We start from the raw sequence: 18608 nt of genomic DNA on the forward strand, positions 1-18608 counted from the left end.
TCACATGCCCGGACCCAATCTTGCCCCCCCAAACGGGGCGTCAGCCCTCCAGATCGAGGTCGACGTCAACCTCAAGGCCTACAACACCTTCGGGCTCCCGGCCGTGGCGCGGCGCCTGGTGCGCGTCCGGGAGGCCGCCGATGTCCGGCGCGTGGTGGACCACCCTGAGCTGGGGCGAGCGCCGAAGTTCGTACTGGGCGGTGGCAGCAATCTGGTGCTGACCAAGGACCTGGACCCGCTGGTACTGAAGGTGGAGATCACGGGCATTCGCTTGCTCGAAACGCGCGAGGACGCCTGGATCGTCGAGGTCGGTGCCGGCGAGCGCTGGCATGACGTGGTGGCCTGGACGCTGGACAACGGCTACCCGGGCCTGGAGAACCTGGCCCTGATCCCCGGCACCGCCGGTGCGGCGCCGGTGCAGAACATCGGTGCCTACGGACTGGAGATCAAGGACCGTATCGAGTCCGTCGCGGTCATGGACCTCGTCACCGGCCGCCCAGCGCTGCTGCCGGCCGAGGTCTGCCGCTTTGGCTACCGGGACAGCGTCTTCAAGCACAGCGACTTTGGCGGCCTTGCGGACAAGAGCGTGATCACCCACGTGCGCCTGCGCCTGCCGCGCCCCTGGGTGCCGGTGCTGGGCTACCTGGAGCTGGAGCGCCGCATGCTTGAGACGGGCAACACCCACCCGGATGCCCGCACCATCTTTGACTGGATCTGCGCCATCCGCCGCGCCAAACTGCCTGACCCGGCGGTGATCGGCAATGCCGGCAGCTTCTTCAAGAACCCGGTGGTGACAGCCGAGCAATGCCGCGACATCATCAGCCGCGACCCAGGCATCGTGCACTACCCGATGCCCGATGGCAGCGTGAAGCTGGCGGCGGGCTGGATGATCGACGCCTGCGGCTGGAAGGGCAAAACCGTGGGCGGCGCGGCGGTGTACGAGAAGCAGGCACTGGTGTTGGTGAACAAGGGCGACGCGCGGGGCGCCGAGGTGGTGACTCTGGCGCGGGCCATCCAGGAGAGCGTCTATGGGAGATTTGGGATTCGGCTGGAACCGGAACCGGTGGTGCTGTGATGCGCCGGCGTGAGCTCGGTCTCTGGCTCGCGGGCCTGGGTGTTCCGCTCGGGGCGCTTGCGGGCCTGCCGGAGCCCTTGCTGGCCAAGAACGCCCCGGCGTCGATCGACCCCAAGGGCTATCTCGTCAGCGAGAAGCTCGATGGCGTGCGGGCGCTGTGGGACGGCCAGGCCCTGAGGTTCCGCAGTGGCCGCACCATCGCCGCGCCAGGATGGTTCATTGCCATGCTGCCGCCGCTGGCCTTGGACGGTGAGTTGTGGATGGGGCGGCGCAGTTTTGAGCGGCTCTCAGCAGCGGTCCGACGCACGGAGCCCCTGGACGCCGAATGGCGCGACATCAGCTATCAAGTGTTTGAACTGCCGCAGGGGCGCGGGCCCTTTGCGCAGCGTGCGGCGCAGATCAAAGCCTTGGTGGCCGGCTTGCAGGGCAGTGCGGTGAGCGCTGTCGAGCAGCGCGAGCTGACTGATGCCGCTGCTCTGCGCGCACGGCTCAAGGCGGTGGTGGCCGAGGGTGGCGAGGGCCTGATGCTGCACCGGGCCGATGCGCCGGTGGTGCAGGGGCGCAGTGACGTGCTGCTCAAGCTCAAGCCAACCATGGATGCCGAGGCCGTGGTGCTTGCCCATGTGCCGGGCCAAGGCCGGTTTGCGGGGCAGTTGGGGGCACTGGAGGTGCAGACCCCCGAGGGCGTCCGCTTCAAGCTCGGCACGGGCTTCAGCGAGGCCCAGCGCCGCCAGCCGCCGCCGGTGGGCAGCAAGGTCAGCTACCGGTACCGGGACCTGACCGAGGCCGGCGTGCCGCGCTTTGCCAGTTTCTTGCGGGTGGCAGACGAGTTCTGAGCTGAATGGCTCAGAGCCAGCGCAGCAGCACCTCCAGCCAACGGGGCAGGGGGCGGCCGGGGATGTAGTTCTGGCGGTAGTGGCTGTGCATGGTGGGCTCCTGGCGAATACTGTGACTTTATACAGTATTCGCCAGTGCCGCAAGCCATCCGGCCGCAGGGGCCTTGCGTCGTGGGGCTTTAGCTGCCGAGCTTGGGCAGGCCACCGCCGGCGAGCAGGCCGGTCTGGGTGTAGACGCCCAGCTTGTCGCGCGTGTCGGTGATGTCGAGGTTGCGCATGGTCAGCTGGCCGATACGGTCGGCGGGGCTGAAGGCGCCGGCCACCTTTTCCATCGATAGCCGCTCGGGCTGGTAGGTCAGGTTGGGGCTTCGGGTGTCGAGCAGCGAGTAGTCGTTGCCACGGCGCAGTTCCAGCGCCACTTCACCCGTCACCGCGCGGGCCACCCAGCGCTGGGCGGTTTCGCGCAGCATCAGGGCCTGCGGGTCGAACCAGCGGCCCTGGTAGAGCAGGCGGCCGAGCTTGCGGCCGTTGTCGCGGTACTGCTCGATGGTGTCTTCGTTGTGGATGCCAGTGACCAGGCGCTCGTACGCGATGTGCAGCAGCGCCAGGCCAGGGGCCTCGTAGATGCCGCGGCTCTTGGCCTCGATGATGCGGTTCTCGATCTGGTCGCTCATGCCGAGGCCATGGCGGCCACCAATGCGGTTGGCCTCCAGCATCAGCTCGACGAGGTCGGGGTACTCGACGCCGTTCAGCGCCACCGGGCGGCCCTCTTCAAAGCGCACCGACACCGTCTCGGGTTTGACGACCACGTCCTCGCGCCAGAAGGCCACGCCCATGATGGGGTTGACGATCTTGATGCCGCTGCTCAGGTGCTCCAGGTCCTTGGCCTCGTGGGTGGCGCCGAGCATGTTGGAGTCGGTTGAGTAGGCCTTCTCGGCGCTCATCTTGTAGGCGAAGCCATTGGCCGTCATGAAGGCCGACATCTCGGCGCGCCCGCCCAGCTCGTCGATGAAGGTTTGGTCCAGCCAGGGCTTGTAGATCTTGAGCGAGGGGTTGGTCAGCAGGCCGTAGCGGTAGAAGCGCTCGATGTCATTGCCCTTGTAGGTGCTGCCGTCACCCCAGATGTTGACGTCGTCCTGCTGCATGGCGGCGACGAGCATGGTGCCCGTCACGGCGCGGCCGATGGGCGTGGTGTTGAAGTAGGTGAGGCCGCCGGTCGAGATGTGGAAGGCGCCGGCCTGCAGGGCCGCAATGCCCTCGGCCACCAGCTGCGCGCGGCAGTCCACCAGCACGGCCTTCTCGGCGCCGTAGAGCATGGCCTTGCGCGGGATCTCGTCATAGTCCGGCTCGTCGGGCTGGCCGAGGTTGGCGGTGTAGGCATAGGGCAGGGCGCCCTTTTTCTTCATCCAATGCAGGGCGGCCGAGGTGTCCAGGCCGCCGGAGAACGCGATGCCGACCTTCTGGCCGAGGGGGAGGGATTGCAGGATGGTGCTCATGGCTTGAAAGGTCTGGGTCTCAGGAAAGCAGGTCTTGCCACTCGCGGTGGCGCTGGATGTAGGTGTGGACGTAGCTGCACGCCGGCACGACGCGCAACTGCTGCGCGCGCGCCCAGGCCAGGCCGGCCTCGACGAGCTGTGCTGCCACGCCCTGGCCGCGGAACTCGGGCGGCACGATGGTGTGGGTGAAGGTGCAGACGGCCCCGGCGACTTCGTAGTCAAGCTGGGCAAACGGCCCCTGGGCAGACAAAGCCACCACGAAGCGTGACTCCTGCGGGCGATGCTCGACGACGAGGCTCATGCGCGCGCTTCCTTCAACAACTGGGGATGAATTTCAGCGCTCTGGGTGGCGGTGGACACATAGACCGAGCCATCCTGGATGCTGATCTGCAACTGCATGCTGCGCTCCGCCAAGGCGGCAAGGGCGGCGGACTGCTCGGCCGGGATTTGCCAGACCTGGACGCGCTCGGCCCGCGTGAGCTTGCTGTCGATGCCGCTCCACCACACGGGGGTGGACGACGCGTAGCTGTAGACCGACACCCGCTCGCTGCGGCCGTGCGCCTTCATCAGCCGGCGGTCGTCGGGCTGGCCGAGGTCGATCCAGTGGACCACCTCGCCGGTCAGATCGCGCTGCCAGAGGTCCGGCTCATCGACATCGGACAAACCCTTGGTGAACTCCAACTTGCCGCGCAAATCGTCGGCCGGCACATTGAGCGCATAGGCCAGCACGCGGTTCATCAGGCGCTCGTCGGTCTCGCTGGGGTGCTTGGCCAGCGTCAGGTTGTGGTCGCCATAGACGTGGCGGTCCATGTCGGCAATCTGCAGCTGTGCTTTGTAGATGGTGGCCTTGAGCGCCATGCGGTCAACCAAAGGAGGGGGTCAAGCGATTATCCCGTGGCATCATCTTGATCCCGCTTCGGCTTCACGAAAGCGCCACTTCCTCCATCTCCGCCATGAAACGCACCCTGCTCTCGATCTCGCTGCTCTTGTCCTTTGCTGTCTCGGCCCAGGCCCAGACCACGGCCAAGCCCAAAGCTGAGGCCAAGCCCGCTGCCGCCAAGGCAGCGCCTGCACCCGCAGCCGCAGCAACCCCGGCTGCACCTGCCAAGCCCAAGGCCAAGCTGCTGACGCGCGACGAGCTGCGCAGCTGCCTGGCCATGCAGGACGCCAACCAAGCCGAAGCCGCCGCCATCAAGGCCGAGCAAGCTGGCTTCAAGAAGACGGAAACCGAGCTCAAGGCCGAGCGCGCCGAGGTCGAAGCCGGTGAGGCCGAGCTGATCAAGCAGGCCGATGGCGTGAAGCTGGACCGCGATGCCATCATCAAGGACCGCGATGACATCCAGGCCAATGGCTCCAAGATGGACAAGGCCACCCAGAAGGCCCGCATGGAAGCCTTCGAGAAGAAGCGTCTGGACTTCGACGCTGCGGTCACCAAGCTCAAGGAAGTTGACGAAAAGCAGCGCGCCAAGCGCAAGGCTTTCGGCGACAAGGTGGACGCCCTGGAAGCCCAATTCGCCGCTATCGACAAGCGCACCGAAGCCCACTACGACGCCAACGACAAGTGGAAGACCCAGTGCATGGGCAAGGACTACGACGAGCGCGACATGAAGGCCCTCGAGAAGGAAAAGGCCGCAGCCGCTGCTGCAGCGCCGGCCGCCTCTGCCGCCAAGTGATCCGGCACTGACTTTTGCCTGAACGACAGGCCGCCGTGTACAAGCACGGCGGCCTTTTTTCTTTGCACCCCTCCCATCCCTCCCCACTCCACATCACCCATGAAACGCCTTCGCACCGTCGCGCTTGCTCTGCTGTTTCCCTTGTCGTCCTGGTCGGCCCCGCTGGTGGCGCCCGCCCGGCTGGACGCCGCGCTCTCTGGTCTCGTGCAGCGGGGCGAGTTGGCGGGCGTTTCGGCCCTGGTGTTTGAGAACGGCAAGGAGGCCTATTTCGGCGCCTTTGGCCAGGCCGATCGCGATGCCGAGCGCGCCATGTCGCGCGATGTGCTGGCCGTCATCTACTCGATGACCAAGCCCGTCATCGGCGTGGCCCTGATGCAGCTCTACGAGCAGGGCAAGTTCCAGCTCGACGACCCGGTGGCCAAGTACCTGCCCGAGTACGCCAACGCCCGCGTCTACGTGGGCGACGGCCCCGACGGCAAGCCGCTGACCGAGCCGCTCAAGCGCCCCATCACCATCCGCGACCTCGGCCGCCACACGGCCGGCTTCCCGGAAGGCCGCAACCACCCGCCGGGGCTGCTGCGCGCCTACCAGGCGGTGCACGTCAACGGCTGGCTGGCGGACCTGGCCGAGACCTCGCGCCGCATCGCTTCGGTGCCGCTCGCCTTCCAGCCCGGCACGCAGTGGATGTACGGCCCCTCGATGGACGTGCAAGGCCGCCTCGTCGAAGTGCTGTCCGGCCAGAAGCTCGACGTCTACCTGGCCGAGCACATCTTCAAGCCGCTGGGGATGAAGAGCACGCGCTACGTCGTCAAGCCCACGGACGCTGACGTCCTCAAGCTGGCGCCTACTTATCAGCGTCAGCTGAACCCGCCCAATCAGGGCCATCTGCACCGCATCCCCGACACCGGGGCCCACGCCTACAACCTCGGCGACTGGCCGCTCAAGGGCGGCAGCTCGGGCCTGGTCTCGACCATCGACGACTACGCCCAGTTCGCACGCGCGCTGCTGGATGGCGGTGTGGCTCCCAACGGCGGGCGCTTGCTCAAGGCCGAGACCATCAAGCTGATGGCCACCAATGCGCTGGCGCCTGAGGTGACCCAGCGCTCCTGGCTGCCCACCAAGGGCAATGTCGGCTTCGGCATCAACTTCGCCGTGCGCACCGCGCCGCCCAGCAACCGTGAGGACGCCTCGGGTCCGGTCGGCGAGTTCTTCTGGGACGGCGCCGCCAACACCCTGTTCTGGGTCGACCCCAAGCACCAGATCGTGGGCCTGCTGTTCACCCAGTTGCTGCCGCCGGGCGACCCCAAGCTGGTCAAGGCCATCCGCGATGCCGTCTACGCCGACGATGCCGAGGCCTCTTCGGCCAACAAGCCGCCGCGCCCCGCCGCCGCCAAGCCCTGAAGGCCTCGCCCATGAAAACCCTGCGCACCCTTCTCCTTGCGGCCTTGGTGCCGCTGACCAGCCTGGCAGCGCCTCTGGTCGTGCCAACGCGCCTTGAGGCGACGCTCTCTGGCATGGTCCAGCGAGGCGAGGTCGTCGGCGTTTCGGCCTTGGTGTTCGAGCAGGGCAAGGAGGCCTACTTCGGCGCCTTCGGCATGGCGGACCGCGAAGCTGGCCGGGCCATGTCCCGTGACACCCTGGCCGTCATTTACTCGATGACCAAGCCCGTCACCGCCGTGGCCCTGCTGCAGTTGCAGGAGCAGGGCAAGCTGCAGATGGACGACCCCATCGAGAAGCACCTGCCCGAGTTTGGCAATCTGCGCGTGTGGGCCGGCGGCACGGCTGCCGACCCGCAGACCGTGGCGCTCGACCGCCCGCTCACCATTCGTGACCTCGGGCGCAACACCGCCGGCTTTGCGGCAGGCGCTGGCCTGCCGGACGGCCTCAAGCAGTTGGCAGACGAAGCCTGGGCGGGCGCCTCCTGGAACACCAACCTGCGAGGCCTAGCGCGCATCGCCGCCAGGTTGCCGCTGGTTCACCAGCCCGGAGCCCGGTGGCGCTACGACATCCCGACCAATATCCAGGCTCGCCTCGTCGAGAAAGTCTCTGGCCAGCCCTACGACGTCTACCTGGCCGAGCACATCTTCAAGCCCTTGGGCATGACGTACACCCGCTACGTCGTGGCCGACCAGGATGCCGACCTGGGCCAGCTCGCGGCCACCTACGTCCGCCAGCCAGACGGCAGCTTCCAGCGCCAGCCCGACGCGCAGGCCCATGCCTTCAACCGCAAGAACTGGGCGCAAAAGCCTGGCGCCAGCGGCCTCGTCTCCACGCTCGACGACTACGCCCAGTTCGCGCGCATGTTGCTCGCTGAAGGCGTCGGCCCCAATGGCGCTCGCATCCTCAAGCCCGAGACCGTGCGCCTGATGGCCACCAATGTGCTGGCCGACAGCGTCACGGACCGGCAGTGGCTGCCCGACAAGGGCAACACCGGCTTTGGCGTCAACGTCGGTGTGCGCGTCGGGCCACCCCGGCACCGGGACGATGTCTCGGGCGCGCCCGGTGAATTCTTCTGGGACGGCGCGGCCAACACCCTGTTTTGGGTCGACCCCAAGCACCAGATCGTCACCGTGCTGTTCTCGCAGTTCTTCCCGGCCGGCGACGCACGGCTGAACAAGGCCATCCGCGCGGCGGTGTACGCCGACGAGCCAGAGGCCTTTGCCGGCAACAGGCCGCCCAAGCCCTGAGAGCTGTCACAAGTGGCCCTGCGGCGCGCCTTGCAAGCGGTTTCTTGAGACACTCCGGGGCTGCCGCCCTCTGACGGCGTTCTCCCAACCTCTTAGCTTCCAAAGACATGCAATACCGCGAACTCGGCCGCACCGGCTGGAAGGTCTCCACCGTCTCCTTCGGTGCCTGGGCCATTGGTGGCACCTGGGGCCCCACCGACGACGCTGCCTCCATGGCCGCGCTGCACAAGGCGCTGGACCTGGGCGTGAACTTCTTCGACACCGCCGACGTCTATGGCGACGGCCACAGCGAGCGCCTGCTGGCCCGCCTCAAGAAGGAGCGGCCCGGCGACAACTTCTACATCGCCACCAAGGCCGGCCGCCGCCTCAATCCGCACACCGCCGAGGGCTACCTCGACCTGCGCAGCTTTGTCGAGCGCAGCCTGCAGAACCTGCAGACCGACACCATCGACCTGCTGCAGCTGCATTGCCCGCCCACCACGGCCTTCTACATGCCCGAGGTGTTTGACGGCCTCGACCGCCTGGTCAAGGAAGGCAAGCTGCGCCACTACGGCGTCAGCGTCGAGAAGGTCGAAGAGGCCATCAAGGCGCTGGACTTCCCCGGCGTGCAGTCGGTGCAGATCATCTTCAACCTCTTCCGCCAGCGCGCGGCCGAGGTCTTCCTGCCGCTGGCACAGGCCCGCAAGGTCGGCATCCTGGCCCGGCTGCCGCTGTCGTCCGGCATGCTCAGCGGCAAGCTCACGGCCACCAGCACCTTTGCCGAGGACGACCACCGCCACTTCAACCGTGACGGCGCCGGCTTTGACAAGGGCGAGACCTTCTCGGGCCTGCCTTACGACGCCGGCCTGGCCGCCGTTGAGCGCATCCGCCCGCTGGTGCCGGCCGGCATGAGCATGGCCCAGCTCGCACTGCGCTGGATCCTGATGAACCCCGCCGTCACCTGCACCATCCCCGGCGGCAAGCGGCCGGACCAGGTGGCCGACAACGTCGCTGCGGCCGACCTGCCCGAGCTTTCACCCGCGCTGATGGCTCAACTGGCCGAGATCTATGCCAGCGGGGTCAAGCCCTACGTGCACACGCGTTGGTAAGCGGCGTCACCGGATCGAGCCGCAGCTCAGCGGCCGATCTGGATGCGCACCATCTCAAAGCGCGTCTCCTTGTCGCCCTGCGGCTCGATGTGCACCACGCGGAACTTCTTGGCCTCGCCCACGCGGAACTCGAAGTGGCCGGCGGGCGGCACCTTGTCGTCGCAGCGCAGCCGCTCGGGTTCGCCTTCGGGCTGCTTGGCGCGCGTGGCCGGGTGCCGGCAGTCCAGCACCGGGCCTTCGCGGCTCATCTGGTCGGCATAAAAGGCCGCCACCTGGTCGGGCGTGTCGGCGCTTTCAAACTGAACGGCGTGCACCTGCAGGCCAAAGTCGCCCACCCAGGCACCCACGCTGCCGCCATTGCCTGACTCGCCCTCTTTGGGCTTGCGCTGCGTGGCCCCGGGGTAGACCGGCAGGCCCACGTCGGCAGCGGTGGTGCGGTCATGCAGCTGAAGGCCAGCGTCCTTGGGGCCGCTGCCGTCTTCGCTACAGGCAGTGAGGGCCAGCAGGCCTGTGACGAGGCTGAGGGTGAGCAGATGGCGGCGCATGGGGACTCCTTGAAACGCGATAGGCGCCACCTTAGCGCGCCGCTCGCGGCCGGGCACACAGCCTGCGATGCACCGCAGAACCGAGGGGCTCAATCGCTCAGGCTGTGGATGATCCGCCGCCCGAGCCATCACCCCAGCCGCCACCGCCGGGCGTCTCAATCACGATCACATCGCCCGGCGCCACCGCCACTTCGGCACATGCGCCCAGGGGCTCCGTGCTGCCATCGGCGCGCTCCAAGAGGTTGACGCCCGGCAAGCCCGCTGCGCCGCCGGCCAGACCAAACGCCCCTTCAGCCCGGCCATTGCTGAGCACCGACACCATCATCGCCTCCAGGAAGCGAATGCGCCGCACGGCCCCATTGCCACCGCGCCAGCGGCCGGCGCCGCCGGAGCCCTGGCGGATATGGTGGCCCTCCAGCCGCACCGGGAAGCGCCACTCCAGCACTTCGGGGTCCGTCAGGCGGGAATTGGTCATGTGGGTCTGGACGACGTCGGTGCCGTCAAAACCCGGCCCTGCGCCCGAGCCGCCCGAGAGCGTCTCGTAGTACTGGTGGCGCGCATTGCCAAAGCTCAGGTTGTTCATCGTGCACTGGCTGGCGGCCATCACGCCCAGCGCACCCAGCAGCGCATTGGTGATGCAACTGGAGGTCTCGACATTGCCGGCCACCACGGCGGCCGGTGGCTGGGGGCTGAGCAGGCTGTGCTCGGGAACCACGATGTGCAGGGGCTTGAGGCAGCCGGCATTGAGCGGGATGTCATCGTCCACCAGGGCGCGAAAGACGTAGAGCACGGCGGCCGTGGTGATGGCGCGCGGGGCGTTGAAGTTGTTGGGTTGCTGGCGGCTGGTGCCGCTGAAGTCGATGGTGGCGCTGCGGGCAGCCGTGTCCACACGCACGCTGACGGCGATCTCAGCGCCGTTGTCGAGCCGCAGGCGGAAGCTGCCGTCCTGCAGGCGCGAGATCGCGCGGCGCACCGCTTCCTCGGCGTTGTCCTGCACGTGCTGCATATAGGCCTGCACGGTGGCCAGGCCCCAGTGGGCGACCAGGGCTTGCAGCTCCTGCACGCCCTTTTCGTTGGCGGCAATCTGGGCGCGCAGGTCGGCCAGGTTCTGGTCGGGGTTGCGCGCGGGGTGAGGGCCTTGCTCCAGCAGCGCGCGGATCTCGGCCTCGCGCAGTTGGCCGCCTGAAGCCAGCAGCACGTTGTCCAGCAGCACGCCTTCGTCGGCAATGGTGTGGGAGAACGGCGGCATGGAGCCCGGCGTGATGCCGCCCACATCGGCGTGGTGGCCACGTGAGGCGACGTAGAAAGCCGGGCGTTCAGCATCGATCCAGACGGGCGTCACGACCGTGATGTCGGGCAGGTGGGTGCCGCCGTGATACGGGTCGTTCAGCACGAACACATCGCCCGGCCGCATGCCCGGGTTGCGCTCGATCACGCTGCGGATGGACTCACTCATCGAACCCAGGTGCACGGGCATGTGGGGCGCGTTGGCGATCAGCTGGCCGGCGCCGTCGAACAGCGCGCAGGAGAAGTCGAGCCGCTCCTTGATGTTGACCGAGCTGGCGGTGTTCTGCAGGCGCAGGCCCATCTGCTCGGCGATGTTCATGAACAGGTGGTTGAAGACCTCCAGGCGCACGGGGTCGGTGGCCGTTGAGGTGGTTTCTTCCGCTGCGCTGTGGGTGGCCAGCCGTGTCAGCACCAAGCCCTGCACGCTCACGCGCGCCTGCCAGCCGGGTTCGACCACGGTGGTGGCATTGCGCTCGGCAATCACCGCCGGGCCATCGATCACGGCGCCAGGCGTCAGCGCCTCGCGCTGGAACAGCGGCACCGCGCGCCAGCCGTGATGGAAGCAGGGCACGTGCTCCAGCGGGGCCGGGTGGTGCTCAGGGATGGCAGCGTCGATCGCTGCAGAGAGGGCCACTCGCGGGCTGCGCGCCTCAACGGTGACCGACTCGATCACCAAGCCGCGACCCGGCAGCAGGAAGGCATAGCGCTGGCGGTAGGCGGCCTCGAAGGCGGTGCGAAGCTCGGCCTCGGTGCCCGGAGGGCAGGGCAGGGCGGTGTCGGTGCCCGCGTAGCGCAGCAGCCACTGCGGGCGCAGCTCGGGCGCGGGTACGCCTTGCGCCTCTAGCTCGGCCTGGGCCGCGTGGCCTAGGCTTGCAGTCAGTGCGTGCGCGGCCTGCAGGCCCTCAGCGTCCAGCGGGCGCTCCAGCTGCTGCTGGCGCGAGGCCGTCTGGTCGGCCAGGCCCATGCCGTAGGCCGAAAGCACGCCGGCCATGGTGTGCAGATAGACCTGCTGCATGCCCAGTTGCTCGGCCACCGCGCAGGCGTGCTGGCCGCCGGCGCCGCCAAAGGTCTGCAGCACATAGCGCGTCACGTCGTAGCCGCGTGCGACGGAGATGCGCTTGATCGCATTGGCCATGCTCGCCACCGCAATCTGCAGCGCGCCCTCGGCCACGCTCTCGGCGCTGTGCGGCTGGCCGGTGGCAGCCTGCATCTCGGCGGCCAGGGCCTCGAAGCGCTGGTGCACCACGGCGGCGTCCAGCAACTCATTGCCCGCCGGCCCAAACACGGCCGGGAAGTGCGCCGGCTGGATGCGGCCGAGCAGCACGTTGGCGTCCGTCACCGTCAGTGGCCCGCCACGCCGGTAGCTGGCCGGCCCCGGGTGGGCGCCGGCTGACTCAGGGCCCACGCGCAGCCGCGTGCCGTCAAAGCGGACGATGGAGCCACCGCCTGCCGCCACGGTGTGGATGCTCATCATCGGCGCCCGGATGCGCACGCCGGCCACCTGGGTGTCGAACGCGCGCTCGAAGTCGCCGGCGCCATCCAGCGTCCAGTGGCTGACGTCGGTGCTGGTGCCGCCCATGTCAAAGCCGATGACGTGGCCAAAGCCTGCAGCTTGTGCGGTACGCACCATGCCCACGATGCCGCCTGCGGGGCCCGAGAGGATGGCGTCCTTGCCCTGGAAGCGCGCAGCCTGCGTGAGCCCGCCCGAGCTTTGCATGAAGTGCAACGGCACGCCCGGTATCTCGGTCGCCACGCGGTCCACATAGCGGCGCAGGATGGGCGTCAGGTACGCGTCCACCACGGTCGTGTCGCCGCGCGGCACCAGCTTCATCAGCGGGCTTACCTCGTGCGAGACCGACACCTGCGTGAAGCCCAACTCCCGCGCCAGCCGCGCTGCCGCCGCCTCGTGCGCCGCGTAGCGCCAGCCGTGCAGGAAGACGATGGCGCAGGCCCGCAAGCCCGCATCCCAGGCCGCCTGCAGCCCGGTGCGCAACTGGCCTTGGTCCAGCGGCGCGATCACCTCGCCCAGGCTGCTGACGCGCTCCTGCGCCTCCAGCACCTGGCTGTAGAGCAGCTCGGGCAGCACGATGTGCCGGTCAAAGAGCCGGGGCCGCGCTTGTGTGGCGATCCGCAGCGCATCGCGAAAGCCCCGCGTCGTCACCAGCAGCGTGGGCTCGCCCTTGCGCTCCAGCAGCGCATTCGTCGCCACCGTGGTGCCCATCTTCACGCAGGCCACCTGGGCGGGCGTGATGGGCTGGCCGGGCTTCAAGTCCAGCAAGCGGCGGATGCCCTCCACCGCCGCGTCACGGTACTGCTCAGGGTTCTCGGATAGGAGCTTGAGCGTGTGCAATCGCCCATCAGGCGCGCAGCCCACCACATCGGTGAAGGTGCCCCCGCGGTCGATCCAGAACTGCCAGCGGTGCGTTTGCACCCTTAGGTTCCCTTTTCTATTGGGGCAAGACCAATCAGGTCTTCGAGTGCCTTCTTGCAGACAGACTCAACTGAGGGCATCAGATTTACTGCGGTAATCCCCATCAGCTTGAGTTCTGCCATTACTCGGGGGCGCTCCGACGTCGGTAGGTTGTACTTGGTGAGAAATCTTTGCTCACGAGCCTCATTGAGACGGATGTGCGTTTCGACGTCGGGCAGATTGCTCCAAGTAAAGCAGCCTTGCTGAAGCGCAAGCTTGTGGTTGCCCACCATGCGCGGGGTCAAGATGGAGACGTGTGGAGTCGGGTCACCGACGTCGGTTGCTTGCCTGAAACAACCTTGCCACGCCGTGGCGTGAAAGCTGTAGATCGAGACTCGGTCCGATTGCGGAGCAAAGTGATTGATTCCTTCGTACGCAAAGTACGCAGCGACGTAGGGGGAGAGCGACCAGTCGAGCAACGGAGTTGGAAAACCGTTGTGCTGGAGAAAGGCAAGCAACTCCGCGAGGCCGAGTGGGTGCGAATAGTTCCAGGCCTTGCCAGTCCAAGCCTCTAGGGCATCGTGGACCTTCGGAACTACGACCTCAAAGTACCGCTTGAGCTCGGGGATGTTCCTTACGATCGTTGTACGGTGCAGTGACGTTTGTAGGCGCCATTTACTGTCGCGTTGGCCCCTAAAGAACCAAGCGCCGTTGCTTTCGAGTGTCGGCGCGATGGCGCGTTTGAACTGCTCCCACGTCACATTCCGTGTGCGCACTTTTGGTGGTGTGCGCAAGCGAATGTCGGCTGTTGGACGTCGCTGCATGATCTCTTTTCCTTGGACAGTGCTCGCCAGGGACTTCGGCTCTGCGTATCGTTTCGGACCCTCGCGGGGCAAGGTGCGGATACCTAGCGCGCGCCCAACAACTTCCCCGTCCTGATCGCTTCCTTCCCTGCCACCTTTGCCACCCGCATCCCGCGCGTGGCAAAGCGCAGGAAGTCGCGGGCGAAGAAGAGGCCGTCGACGGGGCTGAGCAGTTCGGTGACTTCGTCGGTGATGGGGTCGATGACGTGGGCCAGCACGTCGCCGGCTTTGACGTCGGTGCCGATGGGCTTCAAGAAGGTGAGCACGCCGGTGGCGGGGCTCTTGATGGGCATGCTGCCGGCCAGGGGGCGGGCGTCGCCGACCGGGGCGGGCAGGGCAGGTTTAGCTCCGCTGATGAGGCCGCGCCAGTGCAGGAAGTCGATGATTTTCTGGGCATCCTGGCTGGCCAGCTCGTGGGTCACGTCGGTGGCGCCGCGCAGCTCGACGGTGACGGACAAACAAGCTTGCGGGATGGGGAAACGGTCGCCAAAGCGTGCTTTCCACTTCCACCAGACCTGGGAGCAGGCTTCGTCAAAAGGGTTGTCACCCGAGTCCATGGCGAGCAGGGTGAGGCGCGAGCGCAGGAAGCGGGCGAGTGGGTCGCAGGCCTCGGCGCAGGGGCTCTCGGTGTAGAGGTGGACCACGGCCTCGGCGTCGCAGTGCAGGTCGAGCACGATGTCAGCGTCGCAGGAAAGTTGCAGCAGGGTGCGACGCAGCGATTGCAACTCGGTCTCGACGGGGGACGTCTCGATAGCCTGGCGCAGTGCGGTGCGCAGGATGCGGACGTTGGCGCCCGGGTCGGGCCCGAGCTGGCTTTCGACGCTGGTGGCCACGGCCTCGATCTGGTCGGGGTAGTGGCGGTTGAAGTTCTCGCCCGTGGTCAGCTCGAAGCGGCCGAGGTGGCTGTGCAGCACATGCTGCGAGAGGCCGATGGGATTGGCCATGGGCACGAGGATGATCTCGCCCACGATGCGGCCTGCCGCCTCCAGCGCGGCGAGCTGGCGGCGCAGGTGGTGGGCGGTGAGCATGCCGGGCAGCTCGTCGGCGTGCAGCGAGGCCTGGATGTAGGCCTTGCCAGCCGCTGAGCCCGGCGTGCCGTAGTGCAGCGAGACCAGCTCGCGCTGGGTGCCGGGGGCGGGGGAGAGGAGCGGGTGTTTGACGAGCTGCATTCAGGTCTCCTCAGGCTCGGGGTCCAGCCGTGCGTCCTGCGGGCGCACCAGGCGCGTGCCGCGCACGAGCTTGTGGCCGAAGTAGAGCAAGAGCACGCCGGGGATGGGCGCGTAGTTGGTGATGAAGTCGAACCACGAGAACTGCTCGGCCTGGAAGACCCAGACATTGGCGCCGAACACCACCACGACGAAGAGCGCCAGCGCCAGCCAGGGGCCGACGGGGAAGAAGCGCGCCCGGAACTTGAGCTGGTCGAGCGAGCGACCCTGCGCTACCCATGCGCGCCGGAAGCGCAGATGGCAGATGGCGATGCCGAGCCAGATGATGAAGCCCGTCAGGCCCGAGGCGTTGTAGAGCATCTGGTAGATCTTCTGCTCACCTACCGTGCTGGCCAGGAAGGCCAGCGCACCCATCAGGCCCGTGGCCCAGACGGCCGCCACAGGCACGCCGCGCCGGTTCAGGTTGCCGAAGAAGGTGGGTGCCGCGCCACGGTCCGCCATGGCCTGCAGCATGCGGGAGGAGACGTAAAGCGAGGCATTGCCCGCCGACAGTACGGCGGTGAGGATGACGAAGTTCATCAAGTGCGCCGCATAGGGCCCCACCACGGGGATGCGCTGGAAGACGAGGGTGAAGGGCGAGTAGGCCACGCCCCCCGCCTCACCCTTGAGCAGGTTGGGGTCGTTGAAGGCGATGACGGTGCCGACGATGAACATGGCGCCGACGTAGAAGATCAGGATGCGCCAGAACACCGAGCGGATGGCCTGGGGCACGCTGCGCTGCGGGTCGGCCGCTTCAGCCGCCGCGAGGCCCACGCCCTCGGTGCCCTGGAAGGAAAAGCCCGCCACCAGGAAGACCATCAGGATGGCTGTGATCCCGCCAGGAAAGGGCGCCTGCGTGTGGCTCACCGGGTCAGCCAGCGTCCAGTGCTTGAGGCCCACGGCGTCACCGCCCAGCAGGCCCAGGATCAAGGCCACGCCGATGACCAGGAAGACCAGCACCACCGTCACCTTGATGCTGGCGAACCAGTACTCGGCCTCGGCAAAGGCGCGCACCGAGAGCAGGTTGAGCGCCATCAGCGCCACGAAAAAACCCATGGCCCAGAGCGTGGCATTGCTGTCGGGGAACCAGAACTTGACGATGAGCGCCCCGGCCACGAACTCCGCCGCCAGCGTGATGGACCAGGAGAACCAGTAGTTCCAGCCCAACGCAAAGCCGAGGGACTTATCGACAAAGCGCTCGGCATAAGCCTCGAAGGAGCCGGCCACGGGCAGCTGCGTGGCCATCTCGCCCAGCGACTGCATCATGCAGTAGACCGCCATGCCCATCACCAGATAGGCCAGCATCGCACCGCCGGGCCCGGCCTGCGAGATGGCACTGCCACTGGCAAAGAACAGCCCCGTGCCGATGGCGCCGCCAATGGCCAGCATGCCCAGCTGGCGGGCATTGATCTCGCGGTGCAGGTGATGGTGTTCGGGTTGGGTCATGGGAGGGCTTTCAGCCAGGGCTCCAAAGCGGCTAGTGTGGCAGCGGGGTCTTCTTCCTGCGGCACGTGGCCGAGCGCGGGAAAGCGCACCAGCCGGCTGCCTGGCAGGGCTTGCGCAAAGGCATCGCCCCAGCGCGGCGGGATCAATCGGTCGTGCCCGCCCCACAGGAGCAAGGTGGGCTGGTGCACGCGGGCCAGCTCGGGCAGGTAGGCGCCGAGGTTCAGCTGCTCGAAGCGGCGGATCAGGGCCTCGCGATTGCCCTCGCGCAGCGTCAACTCAAAGTAGCGGTCCACCAGGGTGGCGCTGACCTTGCTCGGGTCGCCGTAGACGCTTTGCAGGCTCTGCGTGACGGCGGCGCGGGGCAGGAAGTAGCGCGTCAAGTGCCGCACGCCGGGCATGCGTGCGAGGCGGAAGCCCAGCGGCAGCTCTTCCGGCTCGAAGTCAAAGCCGCCAGCGTCGATCAGCACCAGGGCCTTGACCCGCTCGGGGTGGCGCGCGGCCAGCAGCCAGGCGATCTCGCCACCCAGGGAGTTGCCCGCCACGACGGCGGGCGGCAGGTCCAGCTGGCGCATCAGGCGCTGGATGAAGTCCACGTAGGCTGGGGTGCTGTAGTCGTCGGAGGCATTGGGGCCGGTGAGGCCAAAACCTGGCAGATCCAGACTGATGACGCGGCGGCTGTGTGAGAGCTGGCGGGCCCAACCCTCCCAGGTGTGGAGGCTGGCGCTGGTGCCGTGGATCAGCAGCAGCGGCGCTGGGTCGCTGCGCGGGCCTTCGTCACGCAGGTGGATGAGCTGGCCGTCCAGCTCCATGAACTGCGAGGGTGTCGGGGCCCAGCGGGCGACGAGGGATTCCAGCGGCCGGTCCGGCGCGCGGGTGGCCGCCATGCCCAGACATCCGAGCAGCAGCAGGCCGCCGAGCAGGCGCCGGAGGAATTCCGGGAACCTAGAACCGGCAGTTGACCGCTCGCCATTCATCGGAAGGTCTTTCCCATTCACACCTTAGGTGCCCAGGCGTGTTCACCGCTTCTGTGAAGAACGCTGCATGCCCGCTGGTCTGCCGCTTCGGGCCGCTGGCCGCGTTGCTTCTTCTCGTGGGCATCAGCCCACTTCGTCGGCGCGCCTCGCCAGCGTCCCGCCTCGACAGCCCCTCGGGCCTGCCCAACTGCCGTTTCTAGGTTCATTCCACAGGCGAGAGATCAGCCGCCACGCCGCGCCGCTCGTCAAAGACAAAACAGGCGCCGTGGTAGTGGGCGCCGTCGGTCTCCTCAAAGTACTTGAGGATGCCGCCCTCCAGCTGATAGGCGTGCAGGCCTTCCTCGTTGAGGACGATGGCCGCCTTCTCGCAGCGGATGCCGCCCGTGCAGTAGCTGACCACGGTCTTGCCTTCCAGCTCAGCCCTGTGGGCGGCCACGGCGGCCGGGAACTCGCTGAACTTGGTGATGCGCCAGTCGATGCAGTCGTCAAACGCCCCCTCGTCCACTTCGAAGCCGTTGCGGGTGTCCAGCATCACCACCGGGCGGCCCTCGTCGTCGTGGCCCTGGTCCAGCCAGCGGCGCAGCGTGGCGGCGGGCAGGGCGGGGGCGCGGGGCAGCCAGTCGGGGCGGATGGCCGGGCGGTCCATGCGGATGATCTCGCGCTTGACCTTGACCAGCAGCTTCTTGAAGGGCACCGCCTCGCTCCAGCTCTCCTTGGGGGCTAGCGGGGCAAAACGGGCGTCTTGCTTGAGCGTCGCCACCCAGGCGTTCACCGCCTCGGCAGGCCCGGCCAGGAAGAGGTTGATGCCTTCTTCCGCCAGCAGCACCGTGCCCTTGAGGCCCAGCTCGGCGGCGCGCTGGTAGAGCGGGTCTCGCAGGGCCGCGCAGTCGGGCAGGGAGACGAATTGGTAGCAGGAGATGTTGAGGATGGGGCCGGACTTCATGGTGGGCGAAATTGTCTCCGCTCCGGGCTCCATGTTCGTGGGTTGCCAGAGGGCGGGATAGTGCCGGGGAGTTTGGTCCT

The 18608-nt window shown here is 67.5% G+C and carries 16 protein-coding genes; 6 read left to right on the top strand and 10 right to left on the bottom strand.

What is annotated here, in order from left to right; all coding sequences use genetic code 11:
* The first annotated feature begins 4 nt into the window (after positions 1-4).
* A complete protein-coding gene (gene murB, locus ABDJ85_RS12970) occupies positions 5-1075 on the top strand; it encodes a UDP-N-acetylmuramate dehydrogenase (RefSeq protein WP_347705200.1) in 1071 nt (356 codons plus the stop codon).
* Positions 1075-1911, top strand: coding sequence for a DNA ligase (locus ABDJ85_RS12975; protein WP_347705201.1), 837 nt, complete (start codon positions 1075-1077; stop codon positions 1909-1911). Before murB ends, ABDJ85_RS12975 begins: the two co-directional genes overlap by 1 nt.
* Before the next feature lie 179 nt (positions 1912-2090).
* Here ABDJ85_RS12975 and argG read toward each other — a convergent pair whose 3' ends face one another.
* Genes argG through ABDJ85_RS12990 form a run of 3 tightly spaced genes read right to left on the bottom strand, consistent with a single transcriptional unit; the run spans position 2091 to position 4265 of the window.
* Positions 2091-3407, bottom strand: a complete 1317-nt coding sequence (gene argG, locus ABDJ85_RS12980; protein ID WP_347705202.1) for an argininosuccinate synthase — start codon at positions 3405-3407, stop codon at positions 2091-2093.
* A gap of 19 nt (positions 3408-3426) precedes the next feature.
* On the bottom strand, positions 3427-3708 hold the full coding sequence (locus ABDJ85_RS12985) for a GNAT family N-acetyltransferase (RefSeq protein ID WP_347705203.1): 282 nt from the start codon (positions 3706-3708) through the stop codon (positions 3427-3429).
* Entirely contained in the window at positions 3705-4265 is a 561-nt protein-coding gene (locus tag ABDJ85_RS12990) for a YaeQ family protein (protein ID WP_347705204.1), read from the bottom strand. Before ABDJ85_RS12990 ends, ABDJ85_RS12985 begins: the two co-directional genes overlap by 4 nt.
* Before the next feature lie 95 nt (positions 4266-4360).
* On the opposite strand from ABDJ85_RS12990, the gene ABDJ85_RS12995 reads away from it, so the two are divergent.
* The 4 genes from ABDJ85_RS12995 to ABDJ85_RS13010 all read left to right on the top strand — a co-directional run bounded on the left by ABDJ85_RS12995 (position 4361) and on the right by ABDJ85_RS13010 (position 8855).
* On the top strand, positions 4361-5080 hold the full coding sequence (locus tag ABDJ85_RS12995) for a hypothetical protein (RefSeq protein ID WP_347705205.1): 720 nt from the start codon (positions 4361-4363) through the stop codon (positions 5078-5080).
* A gap of 99 nt (positions 5081-5179) precedes the next feature.
* Complete coding sequence (locus tag ABDJ85_RS13000) at positions 5180-6481, top strand: serine hydrolase domain-containing protein (RefSeq protein WP_347705206.1); 1302 nt, start codon at positions 5180-5182, stop codon at positions 6479-6481.
* A gap of 11 nt (positions 6482-6492) precedes the next feature.
* Complete coding sequence (locus ABDJ85_RS13005; RefSeq protein ID WP_347705207.1) at positions 6493-7767, top strand: serine hydrolase domain-containing protein; 1275 nt, start codon at positions 6493-6495, stop codon at positions 7765-7767.
* Between the two features lie 107 nt (positions 7768-7874).
* Entirely contained in the window at positions 7875-8855 is a 981-nt protein-coding gene (locus ABDJ85_RS13010) for an aldo/keto reductase (RefSeq protein ID WP_347705208.1), read from the top strand.
* 26 nt (positions 8856-8881) lie between these two features.
* Here the strand turns inward: ABDJ85_RS13010 and ABDJ85_RS13015 are convergent, their stop codons facing one another.
* The 7 genes from ABDJ85_RS13015 to ABDJ85_RS13045 all read right to left on the bottom strand — a co-directional run bounded on the left by ABDJ85_RS13015 (position 8882) and on the right by ABDJ85_RS13045 (position 18528).
* Entirely contained in the window at positions 8882-9400 is a 519-nt protein-coding gene (locus ABDJ85_RS13015; protein ID WP_347705209.1) for a hypothetical protein, read from the bottom strand.
* Positions 9401-9497: 97 nt separating this feature from the next.
* Positions 9498-13118 (bottom strand): hydantoinase B/oxoprolinase family protein, encoded by a 3621-nt coding sequence (locus tag ABDJ85_RS13020; RefSeq protein ID WP_347705210.1) that lies wholly within the window; start codon positions 13116-13118, stop codon positions 9498-9500.
* A 2-nt stretch (positions 13119-13120) separates the two neighbouring features.
* Positions 13121-13921 carry an FRG domain-containing protein gene (locus tag ABDJ85_RS13025; RefSeq protein WP_347705211.1) on the bottom strand — a complete coding sequence of 267 codons (801 nt, stop codon included), beginning with the start codon at positions 13919-13921 and terminating at the stop codon, positions 13121-13123.
* A gap of 83 nt (positions 13922-14004) precedes the next feature.
* A complete protein-coding gene (locus tag ABDJ85_RS13030) occupies positions 14005-15129 on the bottom strand; it encodes a succinylglutamate desuccinylase/aspartoacylase family protein (protein ID WP_347705212.1) in 1125 nt (374 codons plus the stop codon).
* On the bottom strand, positions 15130-16611 hold the full coding sequence (locus ABDJ85_RS13035; protein WP_347705213.1) for an amino acid permease: 1482 nt from the start codon (positions 16609-16611) through the stop codon (positions 15130-15132).
* Positions 16608-17495, bottom strand: a complete 888-nt coding sequence (locus tag ABDJ85_RS13040) for an alpha/beta fold hydrolase (protein ID WP_347705214.1) — start codon at positions 17493-17495, stop codon at positions 16608-16610. The genes ABDJ85_RS13035 and ABDJ85_RS13040 overlap by 4 nt, the downstream gene beginning before the upstream one ends.
* A gap of 292 nt (positions 17496-17787) precedes the next feature.
* Positions 17788-18528 carry a sulfurtransferase gene (locus tag ABDJ85_RS13045; protein ID WP_347705215.1) on the bottom strand — a complete coding sequence of 247 codons (741 nt, stop codon included), beginning with the start codon at positions 18526-18528 and terminating at the stop codon, positions 17788-17790.
* Between the last annotated feature and the right edge of the window lie 80 nt (positions 18529-18608).

This window comes from Roseateles paludis (assembly GCF_039872745.1).
GTDB lineage: Bacteria > Pseudomonadota > Gammaproteobacteria > Burkholderiales > Burkholderiaceae_C > Pelomonas > Pelomonas paludis.

Coding starts and splice junctions, on each gene's coding strand:
- ABDJ85_RS13035 (WP_347705213.1), bottom strand. CDS start 16,611: ATGACCCAACCCGAACACCATCACCTGCACCGCGAGATCAATGCCCGC.
- ABDJ85_RS13030 (WP_347705212.1), bottom strand. CDS start 15,129: ATGCAGCTCGTCAAACACCCGCTCCTCTCCCCCGCCCCCGGCACCCAG.
- ABDJ85_RS13025 (WP_347705211.1), bottom strand. CDS start 13,921: ATGCAGCGACGTCCAACAGCCGACATTCGCTTGCGCACACCACCAAAA.
- ABDJ85_RS12985 (WP_347705203.1), bottom strand. CDS start 3,708: ATGAGCCTCGTCGTCGAGCATCGCCCGCAGGAGTCACGCTTCGTGGTG.
- ABDJ85_RS12975 (WP_347705201.1), top strand. CDS start 1,075: ATGCGCCGGCGTGAGCTCGGTCTCTGGCTCGCGGGCCTGGGTGTTCCG.
- ABDJ85_RS13040 (WP_347705214.1), bottom strand. CDS start 17,495: ATGGCGGCCACCCGCGCGCCGGACCGGCCGCTGGAATCCCTCGTCGCC.
- ABDJ85_RS12990 (WP_347705204.1), bottom strand. CDS start 4,265: ATGGCGCTCAAGGCCACCATCTACAAAGCACAGCTGCAGATTGCCGAC.
- argG (WP_347705202.1), bottom strand. CDS start 3,407: ATGAGCACCATCCTGCAATCCCTCCCCCTCGGCCAGAAGGTCGGCATC.
- murB (WP_347705200.1), top strand. CDS start 5: ATGCCCGGACCCAATCTTGCCCCCCCAAACGGGGCGTCAGCCCTCCAG.
- ABDJ85_RS13010 (WP_347705208.1), top strand. CDS start 7,875: ATGCAATACCGCGAACTCGGCCGCACCGGCTGGAAGGTCTCCACCGTC.
- ABDJ85_RS13005 (WP_347705207.1), top strand. CDS start 6,493: ATGAAAACCCTGCGCACCCTTCTCCTTGCGGCCTTGGTGCCGCTGACC.
- ABDJ85_RS13015 (WP_347705209.1), bottom strand. CDS start 9,400: ATGCGCCGCCATCTGCTCACCCTCAGCCTCGTCACAGGCCTGCTGGCC.
- ABDJ85_RS13045 (WP_347705215.1), bottom strand. CDS start 18,528: ATGAAGTCCGGCCCCATCCTCAACATCTCCTGCTACCAATTCGTCTCC.
- ABDJ85_RS13000 (WP_347705206.1), top strand. CDS start 5,180: ATGAAACGCCTTCGCACCGTCGCGCTTGCTCTGCTGTTTCCCTTGTCG.
- ABDJ85_RS12995 (WP_347705205.1), top strand. CDS start 4,361: ATGAAACGCACCCTGCTCTCGATCTCGCTGCTCTTGTCCTTTGCTGTC.